This is a genomic window from Micromonospora sp. WMMC415 (assembly GCF_009707425.1).
Lineage (GTDB): Bacteria > Actinomycetota > Actinomycetes > Mycobacteriales > Micromonosporaceae > Micromonospora.
Window position 1 is genome coordinate 291,170 of record NZ_CP046104.1, and the last position, 15,574, is coordinate 306,743.

General features: G+C 70.0%; 13 protein-coding genes. 4 read left to right on the top strand and 9 right to left on the bottom strand.

Annotated features, from left to right (window positions below; translation table 11 throughout):
• Positions 1-398: 398 nt before the first annotated feature.
• Complete coding sequence (locus GKC29_RS01435; protein WP_155329092.1) at positions 399-686, bottom strand: RyR domain-containing protein; 288 nt, start codon at positions 684-686, stop codon at positions 399-401.
• Positions 664-2,793: a TIR domain-containing protein gene (locus GKC29_RS01440; RefSeq protein WP_196255785.1), complete on the bottom strand. Its 2,130-nt coding sequence runs from the start codon at positions 2,791-2,793 to the stop codon at positions 664-666. Before GKC29_RS01440 ends, GKC29_RS01435 begins: the two co-directional genes overlap by 23 nt.
• A gap of 130 nt (positions 2,794-2,923) precedes the next feature.
• On the opposite strand from GKC29_RS01440, the gene GKC29_RS01445 reads away from it, so the two are divergent.
• From GKC29_RS01445 to GKC29_RS01455, 3 genes are read left to right on the top strand one after another with little or no spacing between them, the layout of a single operon-like run.
• Positions 2,924-3,535 (top strand): NUDIX domain-containing protein, encoded by a 612-nt coding sequence (locus GKC29_RS01445; protein WP_155329094.1) that lies wholly within the window; start codon positions 2,924-2,926, stop codon positions 3,533-3,535.
• Complete coding sequence (locus GKC29_RS01450; RefSeq protein ID WP_155329095.1) at positions 3,532-4,578, top strand: macro domain-containing protein; 1,047 nt, start codon at positions 3,532-3,534, stop codon at positions 4,576-4,578. Before GKC29_RS01445 ends, GKC29_RS01450 begins: the two co-directional genes overlap by 4 nt.
• Complete coding sequence (locus GKC29_RS01455) at positions 4,575-6,392, top strand: hypothetical protein (RefSeq protein ID WP_155329096.1); 1,818 nt, start codon at positions 4,575-4,577, stop codon at positions 6,390-6,392. The genes GKC29_RS01450 and GKC29_RS01455 overlap by 4 nt, the downstream gene beginning before the upstream one ends.
• Here GKC29_RS01455 and GKC29_RS01460 read toward each other — a convergent pair.
• From GKC29_RS01460 to GKC29_RS01485, 6 genes are all read right to left on the bottom strand, one after another.
• Positions 6,352-6,627: a hypothetical protein gene (locus tag GKC29_RS01460; protein ID WP_155329097.1), complete on the bottom strand. Its 276-nt coding sequence runs from the start codon at positions 6,625-6,627 to the stop codon at positions 6,352-6,354. The genes GKC29_RS01455 and GKC29_RS01460 overlap by 41 nt on opposite strands.
• Before the next feature lie 29 nt (positions 6,628-6,656).
• The gene (locus GKC29_RS01465) at positions 6,657-8,258 is read right to left on the bottom strand and encodes a glycoside hydrolase family 13 protein (protein WP_230688880.1); all 1,602 of its coding nucleotides are present in this window, start codon (positions 8,256-8,258) and stop codon (positions 6,657-6,659) included.
• Positions 8,259-8,341: 83 nt separating this feature from the next.
• A complete protein-coding gene (locus tag GKC29_RS01470) occupies positions 8,342-9,229 on the bottom strand; it encodes a carbohydrate ABC transporter permease (RefSeq protein ID WP_155329099.1) in 888 nt (295 codons plus the stop codon).
• A 12-nt stretch (positions 9,230-9,241) separates the two neighbouring features.
• A complete protein-coding gene (locus GKC29_RS01475; protein WP_370463295.1) occupies positions 9,242-10,198 on the bottom strand; it encodes a carbohydrate ABC transporter permease in 957 nt (318 codons plus the stop codon).
• An 80-nt stretch (positions 10,199-10,278) separates the two neighbouring features.
• Complete coding sequence (locus tag GKC29_RS01480) at positions 10,279-11,658, bottom strand: ABC transporter substrate-binding protein (protein WP_155329100.1); 1,380 nt, start codon at positions 11,656-11,658, stop codon at positions 10,279-10,281.
• A 388-nt stretch (positions 11,659-12,046) separates the two neighbouring features.
• Positions 12,047-13,072 (bottom strand): LacI family DNA-binding transcriptional regulator, encoded by a 1,026-nt coding sequence (locus GKC29_RS01485; RefSeq protein WP_155329101.1) that lies wholly within the window; start codon positions 13,070-13,072, stop codon positions 12,047-12,049.
• Between the two features lie 186 nt (positions 13,073-13,258).
• Here GKC29_RS01485 and GKC29_RS01490 point away from each other — a divergent pair, with 186 nt between their 5' ends.
• On the top strand, positions 13,259-14,338 hold the full coding sequence (locus tag GKC29_RS01490) for a glycoside hydrolase family 19 protein (RefSeq protein WP_155329102.1): 1,080 nt from the start codon (positions 13,259-13,261) through the stop codon (positions 14,336-14,338).
• A 70-nt stretch (positions 14,339-14,408) separates the two neighbouring features.
• On the opposite strand, the gene corA is transcribed toward GKC29_RS01490, so the two are convergent.
• A complete protein-coding gene (corA, locus tag GKC29_RS01495; RefSeq protein ID WP_155329103.1) occupies positions 14,409-15,515 on the bottom strand; it encodes a magnesium/cobalt transporter CorA in 1,107 nt (368 codons plus the stop codon).
• Between the last annotated feature and the right edge of the window lie 59 nt (positions 15,516-15,574).

The window sequence follows — 15,574 nt, forward strand, 5'->3', positions numbered from 1 at the left end:
CGGTCATTCTGCTGATCTTCAGCAAGCGAGCGCAGCAGTACCGGGCGGCCCGGATGCCGCCACCCGTCGCCGTTGTGGCATTCGCCCGGCGGTCGGCCACGGTGACCCGCGCTGGCACGAGTTCACCCTGGTGGACATCTGCTGGAGAACACAGCCATTCCACTCCCGGCCCAGGGGCACGGCAGCGCCCGCCTGCCGCCGTCGCCGGCCGGCGCAGTCCCGCCCTTTGCAGCTGCTGGCGCGCCGCCGCCGCGACCAGCCGAGTCGTTGCGGATCTGTCTGGCATTCGAGGAGTGGTGTGGCATCGGGGTAGCCCCGACCGTAGAAGGCGTGCGGCTTCGCGGTCACCAGCGCCCCGACCCGGTCAGGATGGACCGTCGCCGGGTGACGGGACGTCCTCAGGTGGGGTCGCGTTCGATCCGGAAACCCAGCTTGATCAGGAGCCGGATGGTCCCCTCGATGAGATCCCGGTCGTAGGACTTGTCGTCGTCGTCCAGTTCCTCGTAGGCGACGAGGTTCGGGTGGGTCTTCTCGATGTCGTTCCGAACCTCGCCGTACCTCCAGCCGTCCGCGAGCCGTTTCGCGGCCCAGATGTCGTGCGCCTGGCGGGAGAGCGTCTCCTGTTCCTTGCGCACCGCCTGCGGCACCTCGATTCCGCTGGTGTCAATCGGCTGCGGCTGCCACACCGAATGCCCCCTCGTCTGCCGCGTCCGTGCGCGGCGGTCGCGGCCAGTGCGCCGAGACTAGCCGGCTGACGACGGTGAACGCCCGCTCTGCCGCCGTCCCCCGGGCCGTATCGTCCGCGTCGGGCGGCGCGACACCGACGACCGCGCTGAAGTGGCTGATCCGCCCGTACGTCCGGAAGTCCTCCAACTGCTCGACCGTGTCCACCGACAGCACGCCCACCGCTACCGCGTCGGGCCACGTGTCCAGCACCGGGGCGAAGGCGGGGGCGTCCGGCGCGTGCACCACCTCGTCACCGACGGTCAGTGTCCCCCGTACCACCGATGGCAGCCCCTCCGCCGATGCCGCGACACCCGGATCGGTCGGGTAGTCCCGGTGCAGACTGGGCACGAACGAGCTGTCCACGCTGAACCGGTGGAAGCCGCAGATCCGGTCCGCCACCACCACGCCGGCCGGCACCACGGCCGACGCGGTGCCGAGCAGCACGACGTGCTCGGGCCCGAACGCCTCGACGGCCGCGCGCAACGCTTCCCGGCCGCCGTCCGCGCCGGCCCGGCAGAGCACCAGTTGGTAGCCGCTGCCCTGCTGACGGGACACCGTGCCACCGAGCCAGTCGAAGCGGTTGGGGTGCTCGGCCGTGCCGACCACCGGGGACGGCTCGCGCAGCATGCGGGCCGCCGCTGCGTACTCCGTCGGGCCGGTGGCGAGCACGATCACGTCCACGTCCGGCGCCGTCCGCCCGCCAGCCACGGTGATCTCGATGCGGGGGCGGCGCCGCCGGTCGGTCAGGTCGGTGAGCGCCCGGTCCACGTCGTCGACGATGCGCCGCACCCGTGCCGTGTCGCTCAGGTGCATCATCGAGGTGCCCTGGATCGGGACCGTGGCACCGGCGTCGTGGTCGAGGAAGTACGGCAGGACCCGCATGCGCCGCTGACCGCTCAGCTCCAGCGCGATGTCCATCTCCTTCCTGCACCACATGCTGTTCAGGTAGTGCCGGCTCACCAGCGGCACGAAGATCCGGCACTCACCCACCTTGGCGAGCAGGCGGTGCTCCCACGCCTTGCCACGCGGTAGGTCACTGTTGAACAGGTAGTGGAAGTGCTCGACGTTGCGCAGGTCCAGTTCCTGGGCGATGAGCTGCGCGAGGTCGTTGTCGCCCTGGGCGCTGCTGAGGAAGACGGGGCCCTGGTCGCGGCCGAGACTCCACACGTACCGGCGGGCCTCCTCCAAGCCGGCGAACTGGAGCCGGGGCATCTGCAGCCGGCCGATCTCCCGGCCCAGCTCCGGCAGCAGCACGTCCAGGTCGGACCACCAGATGGCGTGCCGGTTGACCGCGCTGGACGCCTGCAGCGCGTGGCTGACCGCGAGCCGGGGCAGTTGCCGGATCGCGGTGTCGTCGGCGCGGTGGCACACCAGCCGGACCGTCGGCACGCCACGGGCCTGGAGGAACGGCAGCACCCAGGACGGTGTCCGTGGGTCCAGGACGTCGAGGAGGACGAAGTCGTACCGGTCCAGCAGGGTCGCCGCGCCCGCGGCGTCGACCTCGTCGCGCAGCAGGGCCTCGGAGATGTTGTCCACCTGCCAACCGGCCTGGGAGATGAGCCGGCGCAGCTCCGGTTCGGCCGCCGCGTACTCGGGGGTCGGTGGGAGCATCAGCGCGGCGGCGCCCAAGGGGCGGTCCACCTCGTCCGTGTGCTCCCGGGCGCGGGCCACCAGCTCGTCGAGAGCGTCCAGGGGCATCCGGTACGCGGCGAGCCGGTTGCGGTTGAACGGACGGGCTAGGTCCGCGCCGATGAAATGGCGCGCCGGAATGTTGATCTCCGGGATTACCAGCCTCGGCCGGTTCGCCAGTACCGCCATCCCGTACTCGTGCACCGCGAACGGCGAGCAGCGGTACTGCGGCTGGTTTTCCCGACGGGTGACCACAGCGACGAAACAGGCGGTTCGCCGCATCATCAATTCAAGGTGCATCGTGGACAGGGTCGCCGAGCGCGGGTCGACGGCGAGCGCGAACCGTTCCGACAGCGCCTCCAGAAAGAAGTCGGTCACCCGCCGGTCCAGGACGTCGTAGCTGTGGCTGAAGTAGGCCGCCGGGCGCTCGTCGAGCATCTCTGGTCTCCTGTGACGCCATAATCCGACAGATCGTCCCAACATCAACGACGCTGGAATCGGAGTTATGCTTAGGTTAACCGCCGCGCTTTGTGAGGAACGCGCGCGTTTTTGATCAAGGAGCGGCAACGTGCCCGATCGCCAGCGGAACGTCGAAATCCTCTCCGAGCAGGTGCTCCTCACAACCCGGATCTTCACCATCCGGGAAGCCGAACTCCGTTACCGCACCTATGGCGCGGACCGCTCGTTGTCCGGCGACTGGAGCAGGGCGGTCACCCTCGTCAACGCCGACCGCGGCGACTCCGTGGCAGCGGTCGTCGTGGACACCACGCGCGACGAGCTCGTTCTCGTCGAGCAATTCCGGTTCCCGACCCTGGGACACGGATCGGGGTGGTTGGTCGAGCTGGTGGCCGGAATGGTCGACGCCGACGAAGCGCCGGAGACCGCCATCCGCCGCGAGATCCAAGAGGAGATCGGGTACGACGTGTGCGCTCTGGAAAGGATTGCGACGTTCTATCCCTCGCCCGGAGGATCTTCGGAACGCGTTATTCTCTTCTACGCGGAGATCGACGACAGTCTGCAGGTGAATGAGGGTGGCGGTCGCGCCGACGAGGCGGAGAACATCGCCCGCCGCGCGGTGCCGCTCGGCGATCTCCCGGCGCTGATCGACAGCGGCACGATCCAGGACGCGAAAACCCTGGCCGGGCTGCTCTGGCTGCACCTGAAAAGGTCACGGTCGTGAACCCGCTGCTGCTGGGCGTCACCGGCGCCCTGGTGCTGATCGGAATCCTGCTGCAGATCTGGTTCTCCGACCCACGGCGCGCCGGCCGGCAGGCCGCGATGCAACTGCCGTCGGTGCTGCTCTATGCGGTCGCGGTCTCGCTGCTGATGTTCTCGATCTTCCCGGAATCGTACGCCGACGGTCGCGCCCTCGGTTTCAGCATCGGCGGCGCCGCGGCGTTCGTCCTGGTCTTCACCACCCTCTCCTTCCAGTGGTTGGCCCGCGCCGGCAAGCGCGACGCGCTCGAAGCCGAAGTCCGCCGCGCCGGGCAGGAGGTCGAGCAGCTGAAGCTGCGGCTCACCATCGTGGAGGCCGCAAAGCAGCCCCAACGCCTGCAACGCACGACCCGGACCGTGGCGTTCATCCGGCAGGACCGCCGGCACCGGCTCGGAATCATCACCGGCAACATCGCCAACGTCACCGGCGTCGACGTCTGGGTGAACGCCGAGAACACCCAGATGGAGATGGCCCGCCCGACGGAGCCGACCATCTCCGGCACGATCCGTTACCGGGGCGGCCGCCGTGACCCGGCCGGCAACCTGGTCGACGACCTGATCTACAACGAGCTGCGGGAGGTGGCGCTGCGCACCCCGGTCGCCCCCGCCACGGTCTTCACCACCTCCTCCGGCACGCTCGCGGTGGACAACGGCGTCAAGCGGGTCCTGCACGTCGCCTCGGTGGACGGCTCACCGGGCACCGGCTACCGGCAGGTCGCCGACATCGGCGGCTGCATGCGCAACGTGCTGGCCGAGATGGACCGCCTTAACGCCGGCGGCGACCAGCTGCGTACGGTCGTCCTGCCGCTGCTCGGCACCGGTAACGGCGGTGGTGATCTGGAGCGGACCGCCCAGATCATGGTCGAGGCCGCGCTGGACTACTTCCGGGCGCACCCCACCAGCCGGATACGCACCGTCTATCTGCTCGCCTTCACGGACCTGGAGGAGCGGATCGTCCGCCTGGTGCTGACCGAACACCGCGACATCAGCGGTCTCGAGTCGGCATGACCGTGCTCGCCGACGCGGTCGAGACGATCGCGGAGGCCGGCCCGGCGGGTGTCCTCTTCTGGACCGGGGCCGGCATCTCCCGGGGCGCGCCGAGCTGCCTGCCGACCGGTTGGCAGCTCACCGAGCGCACCTTCTCGGCGCTGTTCCGCCCGTTCACCCTGGACACCGTCCTCGCGTACCACGAACTGCTGGGCTGGCGGCGTGGGTCCATCTGTCCGGCCGAGCCGGCAGGGACCCGGGTGCCCCGGCTGGAGACCGTGCTCGGCGCCGGCGCGCAGCAGAGCCCCGACCTGGTTGGGGAGATCCTCGCCGACGTGCGGGACGCCCGGCCCAACCCGGCGCACAGGTTCCTCGCCGCTCACCTGCACGCGGGCGGGCGGCAGCTCACCGCCAACTTCGACCTGTGCGTCGAACGCGCATTCCACGAACGGCAGGGGCGGTCGCCGCGTCCCGGGCAGATCCACCACTTCCACAACGCCTTCTCCGACGGGTCGAATCCGGCCCGCCTGGGCGCCACCCTCGCGCGCATCGAACGCGGCTTCGACGACAACGACCGGGCGGCGCTCGTCGACCGACTGCGGGGGCCGGCTCGCCGGATCGTCATCGTCGGCTACAGCGGCAGCGACTTCTTCGACGTGGACGTGGCGGTCGCCGACCTCCCGCCGGGCGCGCTGGAAGGCCGGACCGTCCACTGGGTCAACCACTCGTCCTGCGCCTGGCACCGGCCGGTCCCGCAGCGGTCCACCGCCGTCTTCGGGGTTGAGCACGGCAACCCGGGCGGTACCCTGCCCGCCCTGGCCGGGCATCTGCGGAGAGCCGGGGCCACCGTCGCGTTTCTCTGCGGGCCGACCACCGAACTCCTCGACGGGCTCGCCGCCTGCTGGGGTTGCGACCCGGTGCCGCCGCCGGTCCTGCGGCCACCGCGCGCCGTCAGCGTCGTCGTGGACGACCGACGCCGGCTGGCCGGTACCTTCCTGTTCTTCCGCGCGGTCGGTCTCGTTCCCGAGGTCCGTCGGCTTCTTCCGGAGGAGCCGGACGTTGCCGCCGAGGAGTTGATCCTGGCTCGATCCGACCTCATGTGGGAGGAGGGCCGGTACGCCGACCTGCGCCGCTGGTGGCGGCGGCAGCCACCGTCGCTTCGCCGCACCGAACGCATCGGGGCGACGCTCTGGGCCCAGGGCCGGTTGCTGCCCGCCTACGCGTGGCTGACGTGGCACCGGCGGCGCGCCTCGAATGAAGCGGAGCTGCGGCTGATCGCCGAGACCGAGGCCCGGGTCATCGAGCACATGAGGCTGGTGCCCGACCTGCGCTGGCTGGGCCGCCGCCTGGGCCGCAACGCCGTCCGCTGGTTGCCGGCGCCCCGCCAGCAGGACGGGCTGCACGAATTCCGGCGACTCGCCGACGTCTCCGGAAGCCTGAGGCACTCCACGGCAGCCACCCCTCGGCCGGAGTCCGAGGCGGCCGAGACCCAAGAGTGGTTCCTGGAGGCCGGCAACGTCCACGCGGCCCTCTCCTACCAGCACCGGCGTCTGCGGGACAATCATCGCGTCGAGACGCTCGTCGCCGAGCTGGGCGGGCTCTACCGCGCGCAGCGGCGCCGGGCCGAGATCCTCGGCTCCACGGCGGCGTCCTGGCGGGTGCTCCTGCTCCCTCGGGCCGGGGAGGTGTTCACGCTGCGTGAGGCGGTCGTCGGGTGGGCTGCCGTGCAGTTCGGCGCCTGGCACCGGGTGCGCCTGTTCGGTCGCCTCCTGCTCGACCGGGTCCGGTCCCGGATCAGGCCCAGGGAGGCGGGGTGGGCCCCTCCCCGGTCGTGATCAGGCGGCGCAGGCTGCCGTTGAGGTAGAAGCTCCAGGCGTTGGAGCAGTTGTCGAAGCATTCGAAGCGGGGCACGAGGCCCTCGTGGGCGAACCGGACCACCGTCTGGTCTCCCTGTTCTGCGATGTCGAAGCTGATCTCCGTGCCGGTCCACTCGCTGGGGTTGCTGGCGAAGGTGAGCTTCGCGTCGACCACGCGCCACACGACCCGCTCCCCCGGCACGAGTTCCGTCACCCGCTGCTTGGAGTAGTGGACGTGGGGGGTCAGGTCGCCGGCGTCGTCTCCGGCGTCCGCAGCCAGACGGCGGTGTCGGGCGGAAGCAGGTCGTCGTCGAGCGGCCCGCTGGCGAGCAGCCGCCCGGTGTACGGCGGCAGCGGCACCGCCGTCGTGGAGAGGTTGACCACGCAGGTGAAGCCGGGGTCGCGCCGGAACGCGAGCACTCCGTCCGGGGCGGGCAGCCAGGTCATCCCGCCGTCGCCGAGCGCCCGCTCGGCCCGGCGGGTGGCGATGGCGGCCCGGTACAGCTCCAACATCGACTGCCCGTCGCCGGCCTGCGCGGCGGCGGTCCGGTCCTTCCAGTCCGCCGGCTGCGGCAGCCACGGCGTCGCGGTGGCGTTGTCGGGGCTGAAGCCGAACGGCGGCGTCTCGCCCGACCAGGGGATCGGGACCCGACAGCCGTCCCGGCCCGGGTCGACCCCGCCGGAGCGGACGTGCATCGGGTCCTGCCGCAGGTCGTGCGGGATGTCCTCGACCTCCCACAGGCCCAGTTCCTCGCCCTGGTAGACGTAGGCGGCGCCGGGCAGGGAGAGGGAGAGCAGGGCCGCCGCCCGGGCGCGGCGGGTGCCGAGTTCCAGATCGCTCGGAACTCCCTCGCGCTTGGTGGCGAAGCTGAACGTGGTGTCCTCCCGGCCGTACCGGGTGACGTGCCGGGTGACGTCGTGGTTGGAGAGCACCCAGGTGGCCGGGGCGTCCACCAGGGCGTGGGCGGTCAGCGTCGTGTCGATGCAGGCGCGCAGCGCGTCCGCGTCCCAGGCGCAGCCGAGGAAGTCGAAGTTGAACGCGGCGTGCAACTCGTCGGGGCGCAGATAGTTGGCGAACCGCCGGTGGTCGGGGAGCCACACCTCGCCGATCAGCGCCCGGTCGCCGGGGTAGCTGTCGGTGATCCGCCGCCAGCTCCGGTAGATGTCGTGCACGGCGTCCACGTCGACGAACGGGCTCGGGCCGTCCGGCGTCGCCTCCGGCAGCGTCGGGTCCTTGGCCAGCATCGCCGCCGAGTCGATCCGGATGCCGTCCACGCCCCGGTCGAGCCAGAACCGCAGGATGTCCTCGAACTCGGCGCGTACCCGGGGGTGGTCCCAGTTGAAGTCCGGCTGCTCGGGGGCGAAGAGGTGCAGGTACCAGTCGCCCGGCGTGCCGTCCGGGTTGGTGGTCCGGGTCCAGGTGTCGCCGGCGAACGGGGAAACCCAGTCGGTGGGCTTCCGCGCGCCGTCCGGGCCCCGGCCGGGGTGGAACCAGAACAGCTCCCGTTCCGGCGCGTCCGGGCTGGCCAGAGCCGCCTGGAACCAGGGGTGCGCGGCGGAGCAGTGGTTCGGGACCACGTCGACGATGGTCCTGATGCCCAGCGCGTGCGCCTCCGCGATCAGCGCCTCGACCTCGGCGAGGGTGCCGAACACCGGATCGATGTCGCGGTAGTCGGCCACGTCGTAGCCGGCGTCCGCCATCGGGGAGGGGTACCAGGGGCTGAACCAGATCGCGTCGACGCCGAGCGCGGACAGGTAGCCCAGCCGGGACCGGATGCCGGCGATGTCGCCGATGCCGTCACCGTTGCCGTCGGCGAAGCTACGTGGGTACACCTGGTAGATCACGGCTTCACGCCACCACGGACCACTGTCTGCTGCGGACACGGGCACCTGCTTTCTGCGTCGGTACGTCGGCGGGTTCGCCGGGGCTATCCCTTGAGGCCGCCGGTGGTCAGGCCGGACATGATGTTGCGTTGGAAGAGCATGAAGAGGATGACGGTCGGTATCGCGGCGATCACGGACGCGGCGATCACCACGTTCATGGGCGTGCCACCGGCGAAGGCGTAGATGCCGACGCTGACCGTCCGCGTCTCGGGCGACGGCATGACCAGCTTCGGCCAGAGGAAGTCCTTCCAGACCGCGGTCACGGCGAAGATCGAGACCACGCCGAGGATCGGGCGCGACATCGGCAGGATGATCGACCAGAGCGTGCGCAGCGGTGTCGCCCCGTCCATGAGAGCCGCCGCCATCAGGTCCTCCGGGATCGAATCGAAGAACCGCTTCAGCAGGAAGATGTTGAACGCGTTGGCGACCAGCGGCAGCCAGATCGCGAACGGCGAGTCGAGCAGGCTGAGGTGCAGGATCGGCAGGTCGATCACGGTCACGTACTGCGGGACGATGAGGACCATCGCCGGGATCATCAACGTCGCCAGCATCAGGCCGAGGATCGCGTTGCCGAACATCGGTCGCAGCTTCGACAGGGAGTACGCCGCGGCGGTGTCGAGGACGAGTTGGAACAGCACCGCCCCGGCCGCGTAGTAGAAGGTGTTGAACAGGAGCTTGGCGAGGTCCAGGTTGTTCCACGCGTCGGCGTAGTTCCGCCACTGCGGGTCCTGCGGGAACAGCGACGGCGGGGTCTGCGCGATCTCCTGGCCGGACTTGAGCGCGCCGGTGACCATCCAGTAGAGCGGCCCGAGGAAGACGAGCGTGAACCCGATGATCACGACGGCGAGCAGCGTCCAGTAGATCGCCCGGCCGCGCCCGCGTCGGAGCTGGGCCTGGGAGATGAGGGTACGGGTGCCGGAGTCCTGTGCCATGGGTCGTCCGTCCTAGTCCTGTTTCGCGGTCAGTCGCAGGTAGCCGGCGGAGAAGCCGGCCAGCACCACGAGCATGATCACGCCGAGCGCCGCGGCGCCGTTGAGGTCGTTCTGGAAGAACCCGTGCTGGTAGATCAGGTACGCCACCGAGGTGGCCGAGTCCTCCGCACCCGCGCCGTTGGCGAGGATCAGTGGCTCGATGAAGAGCTGCATGGTGGCGACGATCTGGAGCAACGCCAGGAGCGCGAGGATCAGCCGGGTCTGCGGGATGGTCACGTGCCGGATCCGGCGCCAGATCCCGGCACCGTCGAGCTCTGCCGCCTCGTAGAGTTCGCCGGGGATGTTCTGCAGCGCCGCCAGGTAGATCAGCACGGCGCCGCCCATGTTCATCCAGGTCGACGCGATCACCATTGCCGGCATAGTCATCTCCGGTGACTGCATCCACTGCGACGTTGGCAGGTGCAGGGCCTTGAGGATCGCGTTGAAGAGCCCCGCGTCGCTGGGGTCGTACGCGTAGAACTTGAAGAGGTAGAGCGCCGAGGCGGGCGGCAGCATCACCGGCAGGTAGACCAGGATCCGCAGGTACCCCTTGGCGTGACGGAGCTCGTTCAGCAGGATCGCCACGAAGAACGGCACCGCGTACCCGAGGACGAGCGCGAGGATCGTGAAGTGGAACGTGTTCTTCCAGGCGGTCCAGAAACTGGGGTCGTCGAGGATCCGGACGTAGTTGTCCCAGCCGACCCAGGTCGTCTCGCCCCGTCGGGTGCGCTGGAAGCTCATGATGACGCCGCGGACCATCGGATACCAGGCGAAGACCGCGAAGCAGAGCACCGCACCGATCAGGAACGCGTGCCCGGTGAGGTTGTCCCGCAGCTTGCGGCCGAGGCTCGTACGCCGAGGCCCGGCCGGGGACGGCGGCGCGGGACGAGCCGCTGTTCCGACGGTCCCCGGAGCGGAGGTGATCGCCAAGGCAACTCCTGGTGGGTCGGTGACCGACAATGCGGCGCGGACGGTGTGGGGGCCGGCGCTCCGGCCCCCACCCGAGCGAATCAGCTCTCGGCGGCGAGGAGCTGGTTGACCTTGTCCTCAGCCGTCTTGAGCAACGCGTCGATGTCGGCGTCCGGGTTCGTCAGCACCCCGGACATCGCCGCGTCGAGCACCGCGTAGATCGCCTGCGCGTTGCGCGGCTCACCCTTGATCGCCACCGGGTTCGCCTCGAAGATCGCGAAGTTCGTGGTGTCGACGTTCGCGTTCGCCTTGCGCAGGTCGAGCTCCTGCTTCTGCGCGTCGCTACCGGCCGCGAAGAGCAGTGGCTGGGGCAGCCCGACGGGGTAGTTCTGCGGCTTGGCCCGGACGTAGTCGAACTGGCCCGTGCCCGGCGTCAGCTTCTGGTACGCAATCCACTTGAGACCGGCCTTGACCTGCTCCGGGGAGAGGCCCTTCTTGAAGAAGTAGCCCTCGCCACCGCCGAGGGTCGCCTTCGCCGGGCCGTCCTGGCCGGGCAGCGGCCCCATCGCCCAGTCCTGGAACTTGCCCTGGAACTGGCTGACGATCGCCTGGGTGGTGTCCGGCGCGCCGATGAACATGCCCACCTTGCCCGCGGCGGCGTTGGTCAGCAGGTCACCCCACTGGAGCAGCTGGCGGCTGCCCATGCTGTTGTCGCCGTACCGCATGTCCTTGAGGTTCTGCAGGACCTGCCTGCCCATGGCGTTGTTGAAGTCGGCCTTCTTGCCGTCCGGCGTCAGCACCTGACCGCCCTGGGAGTAGAGCAGCGAGGTGAAGTGCCAGCCCCCGGTGTTGCCGGCGCTGTACTCGGCGTACCCGGCGATGCCGTTGCCGATCGCGGCGATCTTCTTGGCGGCCTCCCGGACCTCGGGCCACGTCTTGGGCGGGTTGTTCACGTCGAGCCCCGCCTGCTGGAACAGGACCTTGTTGTAGACCAGCCCCATCGAGTAGTTCTTCACCGGGACGGCGTAGAGCTTGCCGCCGTCGCTGAACACCTCCTTGAGCGCCGGGTCGACGCTGTCCCAGGTGGGGATCGTGTCCTTGGTGGCGTACCCGGTGATGTCCATCGCCTGGCCGGAGTCCAGCACCTGCTGGAGGTCGGTCATGTAGCCGTAGAACACGTCGGTCACCGTGCCGCCGGCCAGGCGGGCGGTGAAGTCCGGCGGGTTGTTGCACTGCTCGCCGACGCTGACGCTCTTGATGACGATGTCGGGGTTCTGCCGCTGGAACTCGGCGACGTCCTCGTTCCAGTTCTGAAGCAGCTCTTTCTGGGCGCCGACCGGCTGGCAGTCGACGGTGATGGTGACCTTGCCGCTCGCATCGTCGGTCGCGTCGTCGCTCTTCGTGGAGCAGGCGGTGAGGGCGAGCCCCAGGCCGGCCGCGAGCGCCAACGCCGCAGCCTTCCGGTACTGCGGTACGGACATCTGTCCATCCCTTCGGGAACGAGGTGTCTCCGTGAAGTTCGCTGATCCGCGGTGATCGCCACCGCCGTGTGCCCTGCTACTGATCGGTTCCGCCATGCGCCCTGACGCCCGGTAACCGCTCCAGGGCCCGATGTGAGTGGAGTCACTGTAGCGAGGCGAACTCATTTCAGCAAGATTTCGATCTGACACTGAAAAGATGCGACTGCAACCAGAGAGCGTGCGACGGGGGCATGGAAGTGGGCCGTTCCTCGTCGGACCACGACGAAACGGCCGCCGACCACGAGCAGCGGTCGACGGCCGGAGCGCCGTTCAGCGGCGGGGAGGCGGTCTCCGCCGGGTGCCGGTCAGGGATCGGCGCGGCGACCGGCGGCCGCGCCGGGAAGTGCGGTCAGCGAGACCGGGACCGGCCCGGGCCCCCGCCGGGGACCGGCGCGGTGGAGCCGCGCACCACCAGCTCGGGCTCGAAGAGCAGCTCGTCGGCGAGCACTCCGCCGCCCTCGATCTGGGTGACCAGCAGGTCGACAGCCGCCTGACCCATCATCTCGATCGGCTGCCGCACCGTGGTCAGCGGCGGGTCGGTGCAGGTCATGAACGCGGAGTCGTCGAAGCCCACCACGGAGACGTCGCCCGGGACCGCGCAGCCGAGCCGGCGCACGGCACGGACGGTGCCCAACGCCAGCACGTCGCTGGCACAGATGACCCCGGTGACCCCACGGCGCACCAGCTTGGTGGCCGCGACCCGGGCGCCCTCCATCGAGAAGCTGGTCCGCTCCACTTCCTGGCCCCCGTCGGTCCAGCGGGCGATCCGCGCCATCGCGGCCAACTTGCGCTGCGACGGGACATGGTCCTCCGGGCCCAGCACCATGCCGATCCGCTCGTGGCCCAGCGAGCGGAGATGGCCGTGCGCCTGCTCCACCGCCACCGCGTCGTCGGTCGACACGCGGGGGAAGGTCAGCTCTTCCACGCCCGCGTTGACCAGCACGACCGGTAGCTTCCGGTCGGTCAGCCGCCGGTAGTGCTCGTGCGACGCGTCGCCCAGCGCGTACGACCCGCCGGCGAAGATGATCCCGGAGACCTGGTGGTCCAGCAGCATGTCGACGTAGTCCGACTCGGAGACACCGCCGATGGTGCGCGCGCAGAGCGCCGGGGTGAAGCCGCGCTGGGCCAGCGAGCCGGTGACCACCTCGGCCAGCGCCGGGAAGATCGGATTCTGCAGTTCGGGGAGCACCAGCCCCACGAGCCGGGCCCGCTCTCCGCGCAGCTTGGTGGGGCGTTCGTAGCCGAGCACGTCGAGGGCGGTCAGCACGGCCGTCCGGGTCGCCTCGGACACGCCTCCACGACCGTTCAGCACCCGGCTGACGGTCGCCTCACTCACGCCCGCCTTCCGGGCCACATCGGTCAGCCGCTTCGTCACCGCTGAAAGGCTACGGCAAACAGCCGAAAGATTCGAACGGGGGATTTCGGCAGCGGCACCGGCCGAGCCGGGCCGGTCCGCCGCGCAACTTAATAGGAAAGTTTGTGAACAGTAATGCTACAGTGAGCGTCGTCGATGCGCGCTCCGCGTCGTCGACCCCGTGGATCCTCAGGAAGGAGCGATCACATGTCGAGACTGCGCGCCCTACTCGCGGTGGCGGCGCTCACCGTCGCAGGTGGACTGGCGGCGATCGTCCCGTCGACCGCGGCGTCCGCCGCCGCCTGCGCGACCCCCTGGCAGTCCTCGGCCGTCTACACCGGTGGCATGCAGGTGTCCCACAACGGCCGCAACTACCAGGCGAAGTGGTGGACCCAGAACGAGGCCCCGCCGGGCACCACCGGCGTCTGGCAGGACCTGGGCACCTGCGGCGGCTCCACGCCACCGCCGGGCGGGACCTGCAACCACCCGAACTGGGTCGCCGGCACCTGGTACCCCGCCGGCAGCATCGTCCGGTACACCAACGGGCAGTACTACATCGCCGAGCACGACAACCCGGGCTACGACCCCACCATCAGCACCTGGTACTGGAACCCGTACACCTGCGGCAGCCAGCCGCCCACCGGCAGCCCGCCGCCCCCCAACCCCGGCGGCTTCGTGGTCACCGAGGCCCAGTTCAACCAGATGTTCCCGGGTCGGAACCCGTTCTACACGTACTCCGGCCTCGTCGCCGCCCTGAGCGCCTACCCGGCGTTCACGAAGACCGGCAGCACCACCGTGCAACGGCAGGAGGCCGCGGCGTTCCTGGCGAACGTGCACCACGAGACGGGCGGGCTCGTCCACATCGTCGAGCAGAACACGAACAACTACCCGCACTACTGCGACCGGAGCCAGCCGTACGGCTGCCCCGCCGGCCAGGCCGCCTACTACGGGCGCGGGCCGATCCAGCTGAGCTGGAACTTCAACTACAACGCCGCCGGCAACGCCCTCGGGCTGCCCCTGCTGACCAACCCGTGGCTGGTACAGAACGACGCGGCGGTGGCCTGGAAGACCGCCATCTGGTACTGGATGACCCAGAACGGGCCCGGCCGGATGACCGCCCACACCGCGATGGTCACCGGCGCCGGGTTCGGCGAGACCATCCGCAGCATCAACGGCGCGATCGAGTGCAACGGCGGCAACCCCGCCCAGGTGCAGAGCCGCGTCAACCGGTACCAGCAGTTCGTCGGCGTCCTCGGCGTACCCGCCGGAGCGAACCTGTACTGCTGACCAGCGATCCGGGCCCCGCCGCACCGCACCCCTTCGGCGGCGGGGCCCGTACCCGCCCGGCCCCGGTGGGTCACAGCCAGTTGCGACGCTTGAAGACCAGGTACAGGGTGACGCAGACCAGCACCATCAGCCCGAGGGCGAACGGGTACCCGTACCGCCAGTCGAGTTCGGGCATGACCGCGAAGTTCATGCCGTAGACGGTGCCGATGAGGGTCGGCGCGAACAGGATGGCCGCCCAGGCGGACACCCGCTTCAGTTCCTCGTTCTGCTCGTAGCTGGCGGCGGTCAGGCTGCGCATCTCCTCGTTCTGCGCCTGCGTGACCAGGGTGGCGTTGACCGTGAGGATGTTCTGCAACAGGTGCCGGAAGCCGTCGACGCGTTCGACCACCTGGGTGAGATGGTCGGCCACGTCGCGCAGCCGCCGGCGCAGTTCCTCGTCGGTGCCGTACTGGTCGAACCCGGCGATGAGCGCGTCGAGGACGCCGAGCAACGGCCGGGCCGCCCGCTGGAACACGACGACCTCCCGGCTCAGCCCGTAGATGCGGCGGCTGGCGTTGGGGTCGCCGCCGAACACCTGGGTCTCGATCTCGTCGATGTCGTTCTCCAGTCCCGCGACGACCGGGGCGTACCCGTCGACGACCTGGTCGAGTACGGCGTAGAGGACCGCTTCCGGCCCGAGCGTGAGGACCTGCGGCTCGGCCTCCATCCGCCGGCGGACCGCGACCAGGTCGGGCGCCTCGCCGTGCCGGACGGTGATGACGAAGCCCGGCCCGATGAACAGGTGCAGCTCACTGAACTCCACCTCCTCCCGGACGTCGACGTAGCGGGCGGCGCGGAGCACGACGAACAAGGTGTCGCCGTAGCGCTCCAGCTTGGGCCGCTGGTGCGCGTTGATGGCGTCCTCGACGGCCAGTTCGTGGAGTTGGAACTCGTGGGCCAGCGAGTGGATCTGACCCCGGCCGGGCCGGTAGAGCCCGATCCAGGCCATCGCGTCGCCGAGTTCCTGCAGGCACCGGTACGTGTCGGCGAGGTTCGCCGGCGTGGCGTGGCGGCGACCCTGGAGGTACACGGCGCTGTCGACGAGGCCGCCCCGGCCGGGCGTCTCACGGCCGGGCTCGTGCTCGTCGAGACGCCGCCCGAACCCCCCGGTCGAACGGGACCATCCGTTCCCGCCCATGCCCCTCCCGGATGTCCCGCCCCGACCGGCCGGGGATCCCCGCTCCGGGACCACTCAAA

Coding starts and splice junctions, on each gene's coding strand:
- GKC29_RS01440 (WP_196255785.1), bottom strand. CDS start 2,793: ATGCTCGACGAGCGCCCGGCGGCCTACTTCAGCCACAGCTACGACGTC.
- GKC29_RS01455 (WP_155329096.1), top strand. CDS start 4,575: ATGACCGTGCTCGCCGACGCGGTCGAGACGATCGCGGAGGCCGGCCCG.
- GKC29_RS01470 (WP_155329099.1), bottom strand. CDS start 9,229: ATGGCACAGGACTCCGGCACCCGTACCCTCATCTCCCAGGCCCAGCTC.
- GKC29_RS01480 (WP_155329100.1), bottom strand. CDS start 11,658: ATGTCCGTACCGCAGTACCGGAAGGCTGCGGCGTTGGCGCTCGCGGCC.
- GKC29_RS01490 (WP_155329102.1), top strand. CDS start 13,259: ATGTCGAGACTGCGCGCCCTACTCGCGGTGGCGGCGCTCACCGTCGCA.
- corA (WP_155329103.1), bottom strand. CDS start 15,515: ATGGGCGGGAACGGATGGTCCCGTTCGACCGGGGGGTTCGGGCGGCGT.